Genomic DNA, 7,422 nt, shown 5'->3' on the forward strand with positions numbered 1-7,422 from the left:
TTATCGAGTTTAGTCACGCAGATTCGATCGAGTATTGCCGATCTTGATGTGCTGATCTTAACTCATGAAGTGCCCGCCGCCGCTGGTAAAAATCGGGTGACGATTATCGGTCGATCGAAGATGCCCGGTGTCGATCTTCAGGTGTTATTTGGGGTATTTGGTGGCGGTGGGCATCCCTCCGCCGCCGCAGCGAGTCTGCACGGTGTCGATGTGTCAGCAATTTTAGGGCAGCTTCTAGACGCAATTGAAATGGCCATCCCGCAGCCGCCGACGGCTAGAGATCTGATGTCAGCACCGATTCGCACGATTCGTCCCGAAACGACGATTGCTGAAGCACAACGGATTTTATTAAGATACGGGCATTCCGGGTTGCCGATCGTCGATCCGACTGATAAGTTAGTGGGCATCATTTCGCGGCGGGATCTGGATCTCGCCCGACATCATGGATTCGATCGCGCACCAGTCAAGGGTTACATGACAACCCACGTCAAAACGATCGACCCATCAACGACGCTACCGGAAATCGAGCAGTTGATGGTGACTCACGATCTCGGGAGATTGCCAGTCTTAGCCGCTGGTAAGTTGGTAGGTATCGTCACGCGTACCGATGTATTGCGTCAATTGCACCATCAGCGCAATCCAACTGCAAATCTTGCCGCTCAAATAACAGTTGTTGATGCGAGCGCCCCAACTCCGAGTATCACTCCGCCGCGCGATCTCCAGCAGTTGCAGGTAAGGCTCGCGCCCAAATTGTGGGAATTGCTGATGCTCGCCGCCCGTTTAGCGCAGCAGTCGGGCTGGCATCTGTATCTCGTCGGCGGTGCCGTGCGCGATTTATTATTGGCACCAGCGACGGGTAATTTAGTCATTACCGATATCGATCTGGTAGTAGATGGGTGCGATCGATCGGCAGATGTCGGGGCTGGTGTTCAATTGGCTACTGCCCTTCAAGAAGTCTACCCAGACACGCGTCTGGATATCCACGGCGCGTTCCAGACGGCGGCGTTACTCTGGCATCGAGATCCTGAATTTGACTCGTTAGGCATCGATATCGCCACTGCTCGAACCGAATTTTATCCCTATCCTGCCGCTAATCCCGAGGTAGAAGCCAGCTCGATTCGGCAAGATTTGTATCGGCGCGATTTTACAATTAATGCAATGGCATTGCGGCTGACAGCGGCGACAACGCCGCCGTTATTAGATTTTTTTGGTGGGGTGGACGATTTAAATACTCGGCAAGTGCGAGTTCTACATGCCAATAGTTTTATCGAAGATCCGACGCGAATTTATCGCGGTGTCAGATTTGCCGTGCGATTGGGCTTTCGACTCGAAGCGCGGACGATCGAGTATATTCGGTATGCGATCGAGAGTGGTGTCTACGATCGCACGGCGCAAGCTAATCCGAAGACACCCGCGCTACAAACCCGACTGAAAACTGAATTAAAATACCTGCTCCAAGCAAGTTATTGGCAGCCAGCATTAGAGTTGTTAGGCGAGTTGGATGCGTTGCAATGTATCCATCCGACGCTGAAATTAGATCGTGAGTTATTGCAGCAATTAAAGTTACTTGCGCGATGCTTGCAAAGATTCGATCGATCTCACACGATCGTTCATTGGCAACTGCGACTAGAGTTAATTATTGCTACGTTGACACCAGCATATCGCCAGCAAGTAGCCGCGAATTTACAATTATCTGAAGATAGTATCGATCGGTTGCAGCATTTAGAGCGATCGCAAACCAAAATCAGTTCGTCATTACCAACCTTACAGCGAGTTAGCGAAGTAGTTCAACTGCTGCAACCATACGATCTCCAGACTTTGATTTTAGTCGCAGTGCGCTGTCGGAATACCGCGATCGTCAGAGATCGAATTTGGAAATATTTAACAGTCTGGAGCAATATTCAACCGATTTTAAATGGTAAAGATCTCCATAAATTAGGGTATAAACCAGGGCCGCAATATCGACAGATCTTAGATAGCTTATTAATGGCGACTCTAGATGGTGAAGTCACAGATCGATCGAGCGCCGAACAATTTTTGCAGCGACATTGGCACTGTTAATTTACACAAAATGAGAGGAAACTATCTAGTCAGATCGTTTCCTCGGATAGCATGTGAGACGTTGTTAATTTAAGGTATGATTTGCTCTTCAGTCCAATTCAGCAACGCCGCATGTGGTAAAGACTGACTTTTTCGATCGAGTGCAATTCACCAGATCTAGTCAAATGCCTATAGCTGTAAGATCTATTTTGTTATTACTAACATTTTAGTCATCATCACGATCGCGTCTATATTTTGAATGTCCTCGACCATGCTTATAGTACTTTCCATAACGACCGCGTGATTCTGCCCATCTTGAATTATCGCGATAATTTTCTGATTCCGAGCGGCGATATTTTTCGACAACGATGACATTTTGTGGACGAGGTGCTGATTCTACAAAGATGACTCGTTGGGGCTGCGGATACGGCTGCGAACCGATGCCGATATTGATATTGACTTGTGCGTGGAGATTTGCGGCTGGCTGAGCGAGGGAAATATTATCGATCGGAGTAAAAGCGTTAGCAGTTAGGGCGTTGGCGAAGCCTTGCCCCTGGCAAATCGAGAGTGCAGCAACTAAGCCGATCGCCAATGAATTAAGTTGTAACATGTATTAGTCGTTAGGTTTTGAAAATTAGTCATTTTAAGTATCGATCGGTAGATGCTGTTTGACCTAATTATATCTGTTCGGTGTGATTTTTGATAACGATAATTTGGCTCAATGCTAAATTAATCGCCACCCGCCCAAGCTTTAAAAAGTTGGTGTTGTCGCTTGTCAGGCTGTTCGATCGATCGCAATTGATATTGTTGAGGTTGTGGTGTGGCTAAAACGATCGAGACACTCATTAAGCGATCGGCATGAAAGAAACTTACGCTAATTTCTTGTCCGGGTTGATAAGATTTTAGGCGATCGTTAAGCTTATCGGCAGTAATCTTATAACCATCGATCGCCAGTAATTCATCGCCCGGATCGATACCTGCTAATTGGGCGGGTGAATGCGCTGCTACTGACTTAATTGCTTCTTTGCCATGCTCGGTTTTCACATTGATGCCTAAATATGGCATACTAGCTTCGACAGGTTGTAACTCAATTCCGAAGGGAGCTAAGTATTCATTAAAAGGTAACTCTTCGATGCCATGAATGTAGCGATCGTAGAATTCAGTTAGGTCGCGATCGGCGATCGATTCGATAATTTGTTTGAGTTGAATTTCGGTAAATCCAATCTCAGCTTTCCCGAACTGCTCCCACATCGTCACCAACACATCGTCGAACGATTTGGCACCTTGAGTCCGATCGCGAATTAATAAGTCTAACAGTAATGTCACCATTTCTCCTTTGAGATAATAGGACATCTGGGAATTAGAACTATTAGCATCGGGGCGATATAATTTGATCCACGCATCGAAACTCGACTCGCTCAATGGCTGTACCAATCGCCCCGGCGTTGTCAAAAAGCGGGTGATTTCCTTACTCAGTTCGGCTAAAAATTCTCGATCGTCATAAACTCCCGCGCGTCGAGGAATTACTAAATCGTAATAACTAGTCGTTCCCTCGCTAAACCACAGTGAAGGCGTATAGTTTTCGCGATCGTAATCAAATTTTTCGAGCGCCGCCGGACGAATCCGTTTGACATTCCACAGATGGAAAAATTCATGGGCAACTAGTTGCATAAACCGATTATGTTTTTCGGCACCTTGAAAATTGAAGCGAGGATATAAGAGCGAACAACAGTTCTTGTGTTCTAAACCTCCACCACTTGCTGGTGATAAATGCAATAAGAATATATACTTCTCGTAGGGCAATCCACCGAAGATGTTTGCCTCGACTTCGACAATCTTTTTGATGTCCTCGATCGCGCTGTGCGGTGCTAAATTACCTTCGCCCCAAACAACTAGTTGGTGAGGTATATCTAATACGGTAAAGTCATAAATCCGCTGTGTACCGATCTCAAATGGACTATCGACTAAAGTATCAAAATCGTCAGCTAAGAAGGTCTGATGACCGATTTGGGGTAATGGCGTAGTTACTTGCCAATCGGGATTCGGTGGGATAATTCGTAGCTCGATCGGACAGTTTTCAAATTCCGGTACATAAAAACATAATGCTGCTGGATTAAAGTAGCCGTGAGTTGCATCGAGATGATTGGTTCTGACGGTTAATTCATTGGCAAACACTTGATAACTAATCGAAATTTTGCTGCTATCATTTGTCTGAATTTGCCAATGATTTTTAGCGACTTTCCGAACACCCAATTTTCGACCTGTAGCTGAAACTGCGACAAGGTTTTGGATTTGCTTGGCATATTCGCGCACCAAATAAGAACCAGGCGTCCACACGGGCATTTTGATATCGAGGATTTCTCCATCCCAATGGCTGACGATTAATGTCACCTCAAACAGATGAGTTTGCGGCTGGGACATCGCTATTCTATAAGCTAATTTTGGCGCGTAAGCTTGAGAGTCAATAGTAGTAGCAATAGTAGTTTGAATCATTGGCTGGGGATAGACGATCGTCACTGCTATGTGAGTTTGGGCGTAACCTGGAGAAATATCTAAAAAGATCGACTCACTAATTGGTTCTTAATTCTTGGGCGGCTAAATAGATCTGACTCCATTCACCCATGACTTGATTAGTTTTGATTTTGAGTGATTTAGCGATCGCTTCTACTGAAGTTCCCGCTTTTAAACCGAGCATAATTTCTCGTTGTTTGGTTTCGAGACTACTACAAAACTGTTCCCATTGATGGGGCGTCAAGCCTAAGTTATGTTCTTGGAGCGAGATATGCAGCCATTGGGAAACTAACTCTGATTCAGCTTTAATTGCAAACACTTTGAGCGTGTGATAATTAATTTTTTCCCGCAGTCGATAAACTTGCTTGATATCCATTTTCAGGGCAATTGAGATCGCTTCAGGCGTCTTACCTTGGAGATATAGCTCCAACCATTTACCAGCTTCGGGGCTGACATTTTCGCACAGATACGCGTGCAATGTCGATTTAACTCGATCGCGAGCGACTTGAGTTTCTTCCCACTCTTGTTGTTGGTGATAATCATCTTGAGCTTGTTTATCTAGCAAGCTAAAAGTAGTATCGCTATCGCCAACGATTTCATCAGAAACTAGTTTGACTAGATCGTTTTGGGGGACATTGGTGACGCCACCTTTTTGCGATCGCCGTAGATAATTCACAAAGCGATGGGCGAGTAAGGGCTGATTGCGAATCGGGCGCAGGCAATATTCTTCAATACTGGCAAATAGTAAGGTATCGCGCAGCCGAGGATTTTTGGTACATTGCCCGATCCACGCAATTTGCTGCTGGATGTATTTATCACCTTGCAGTAGCTCTTGGATGACTTCTTGCAAGACATCGACGACTTGTCGTTGACGATCGTTGCTGAGCGTCAGCCATGCCCGAATCTTATCGCGTAATACCGCCAACCCCCCCAATCGCTGCATCAGATTCTTATAAGCGCGTTCTGGTGGCAATCCGAGGTAGCGTTGGAGCAAAATCCGCAGCCGATAATCCATGGCGCGATCGGCAATTTTGAGATGTTCGGCATCGAGAGTTTCGAGGCGTTCGCGATTCTCGCCGAGCAGCCAGTTGAGGATGCTGGCTTGAGTGGTGGCGTTTTGCCCGTTACATTCTGTAGCGATGCGGGTTTCCCACTGAGTGGCGATCTTATCTATGATTACGTTCGTCATCGGGCGATTGCTCCTGTCCCCTCGGTGTAAATTAAGGTGGCGATCGAATTAGCTTCGATTCACAATATAACTGATGGTCTATGACTAACGGTGCGGCTGAATGACGCAATCGCGGATCTACGCGTCAGATCCTACTTGGGACGTTAAATCAAAATTATGTCGGGGGTTTTATTACCGAGTCAGTTTGGCGATCTTTAGTTCCAATTTTAGCTAAAGTTGCTAATAGTAAATATACTTCGATCGCAATTATTTAGTCGATCGTACCTGACTATTTTTATTGTCATAGTCTAACCCGATCGATTTTGCGCGTCAAAGTAACTAAAAAGTCGCAAGACAACTTGCGATAAGCCATCCTACGACCTAAGAGGCTGTTTGAAAAGTCTGACCTGTTAAGCGCAGACCCTAGAAATCCCCCCTAGCCCCCCTTTCCAAGGGGGACTTTAATTCCCCCCTTGGAAAGGGGGATTTAGCGGATGCGCTCCGGTCGGGTTCCCCGACCATGGAAGCGCACCAAGCGGGGGGATTTACCTATTGCAAGCGAAGCAATTAGACTTTTCAAACATCCTCTAAGAGTCGGACATGCGCGGGCTAAAAAGAAATAATCAAATAGCCAGCCTGAAATTTTGCCCCAGTGACACTCGCACCTTTGAGGGGCGGCGGTAACAGGATATTACGGCGCTGATCGCCAGCCTCGATCGTCACCTCTGGCCCCGATTGCGTCAGCTTGACTTGGGTTTTATCAAATCCGGGCAAATACAGGCGTACCTCGCGCTTGAGGATGTCGATCGCGATCGGTTTAGGTACAGATAGAACTTGACTAAAATCTGGCATGGCATCGATTAACGATTGCCAATCGGTACCAATGCGCGTGGGGAGTGCTGTGACAACTAAGGGGTCGAATTCAGTGCCAAGATTATCTACTACGGCATCGCGATTGAGAATTAGTCCGCCGATACTCAGCCCCGATTGTTGGGCACTACCCCACAAATATTTAGCTGTCGCGACAGCGGCAGGATCGTCTGTCGTCACCAAATAACCCACCACGCGCTGGGGATTACCGATTGCCGCTTGACTCTGCGTAAAAAAGTTATTTGCCTCCTGCATCGGCTGTGACATGACGCTCTCACCCGTCCAGGCAAGAGTCAACACCGCTGCCAGTGCTGGCTGCATAATCGGCGCAACAGTCCGCCACAGGTCGGATTCTTCGACGACAGCGACAAAGCGGCGCAGGTACCAACTGAGACTATCGCCCATTCCCGCCATCCGTAGGGTTGTCAGATCGCCAGTGCCATCGTAGACGATCGTGTCATACTTCCCACTCGCATCATACTGGCGCAGGGCATTGAGGGCGATCGCGCTATCCATCCCCGGAATAATTGCGAGTTCTTGTCCGTAAACATTGCGTAAAATCGGCGATCGCAAGTATCGCGCTTCAATTTGCTTGACATCCTCCCAACCCCGCTCGATGGCGACAGTTGCCGAAATTAAGACTACTTCTAAATTTGCACCGATGGATTGGGGTTTATCAGTCAAGGGGACACCCAGCAAGATCCCCGTCGCAGGCGTAGGATCTTGACTGACAAATAATACCCGCCGACCGAGGCTTGCTTGTTGTTTGGCAGCGGCGATCGCGACCGTAGTCCGACCGGAACCGCCTTTACCAAGGAAGGTGAGAATTTGGG

General features: G+C 47.3%; 5 protein-coding genes. 1 reads left to right on the forward strand and 4 read right to left on the reverse strand.

Annotation, left to right across the window (positions count from 1 at the left end; genetic code table 11):
• Positions 1–2,061 (forward strand): CBS domain-containing protein (locus RMO52_RS02995; RefSeq protein WP_310410718.1); only part of this gene is annotated, 2,061 nt, incomplete at its 5' end.
• Between the two features lie 205 nt (positions 2,062–2,266).
• Here RMO52_RS02995 and RMO52_RS03000 read toward each other — a convergent pair.
• The 4 genes from RMO52_RS03000 to RMO52_RS03015 form a co-directional block, all read right to left on the reverse strand.
• Positions 2,267–2,650, reverse strand: coding sequence for a hypothetical protein (locus tag RMO52_RS03000; RefSeq protein ID WP_309742837.1), 384 nt, complete (start codon positions 2,648–2,650; stop codon positions 2,267–2,269).
• 119 nt (positions 2,651–2,769) lie between these two features.
• On the reverse strand, positions 2,770–4,533 hold the full coding sequence (locus tag RMO52_RS03005; protein WP_396134864.1) for a M61 family metallopeptidase: 1,764 nt from the start codon (positions 4,531–4,533) through the stop codon (positions 2,770–2,772).
• Between the two features lie 76 nt (positions 4,534–4,609).
• Positions 4,610–5,740: a HetZ-related protein 2 gene (locus RMO52_RS03010; RefSeq protein WP_309742840.1), complete on the reverse strand. Its 1,131-nt coding sequence runs from the start codon at positions 5,738–5,740 to the stop codon at positions 4,610–4,612.
• A gap of 588 nt (positions 5,741–6,328) precedes the next feature.
• Positions 6,329–7,422, reverse strand: a 1,094-nt coding sequence (locus tag RMO52_RS03015; RefSeq protein WP_310410723.1) for an ArsA family ATPase, incomplete at its 5' end; no start/stop codon positions are given.

This window comes from Chamaesiphon sp. OTE_8_metabat_110, assembly GCF_031382685.1.
GTDB lineage: Bacteria > Cyanobacteriota > Cyanobacteriia > Cyanobacteriales > Chamaesiphonaceae > Chamaesiphon.

Coding starts and splice junctions, on each gene's coding strand:
- RMO52_RS03000 (WP_309742837.1), bottom strand. CDS start 2,650: ATGTTACAACTTAATTCATTGGCGATCGGCTTAGTTGCTGCACTCTCG.
- RMO52_RS03005 (WP_396134864.1), bottom strand. CDS start 4,533: ATGATTCAAACTACTATTGCTACTACTATTGACTCTCAAGCTTACGCG.
- RMO52_RS03010 (WP_309742840.1), bottom strand. CDS start 5,740: ATGACGAACGTAATCATAGATAAGATCGCCACTCAGTGGGAAACCCGC.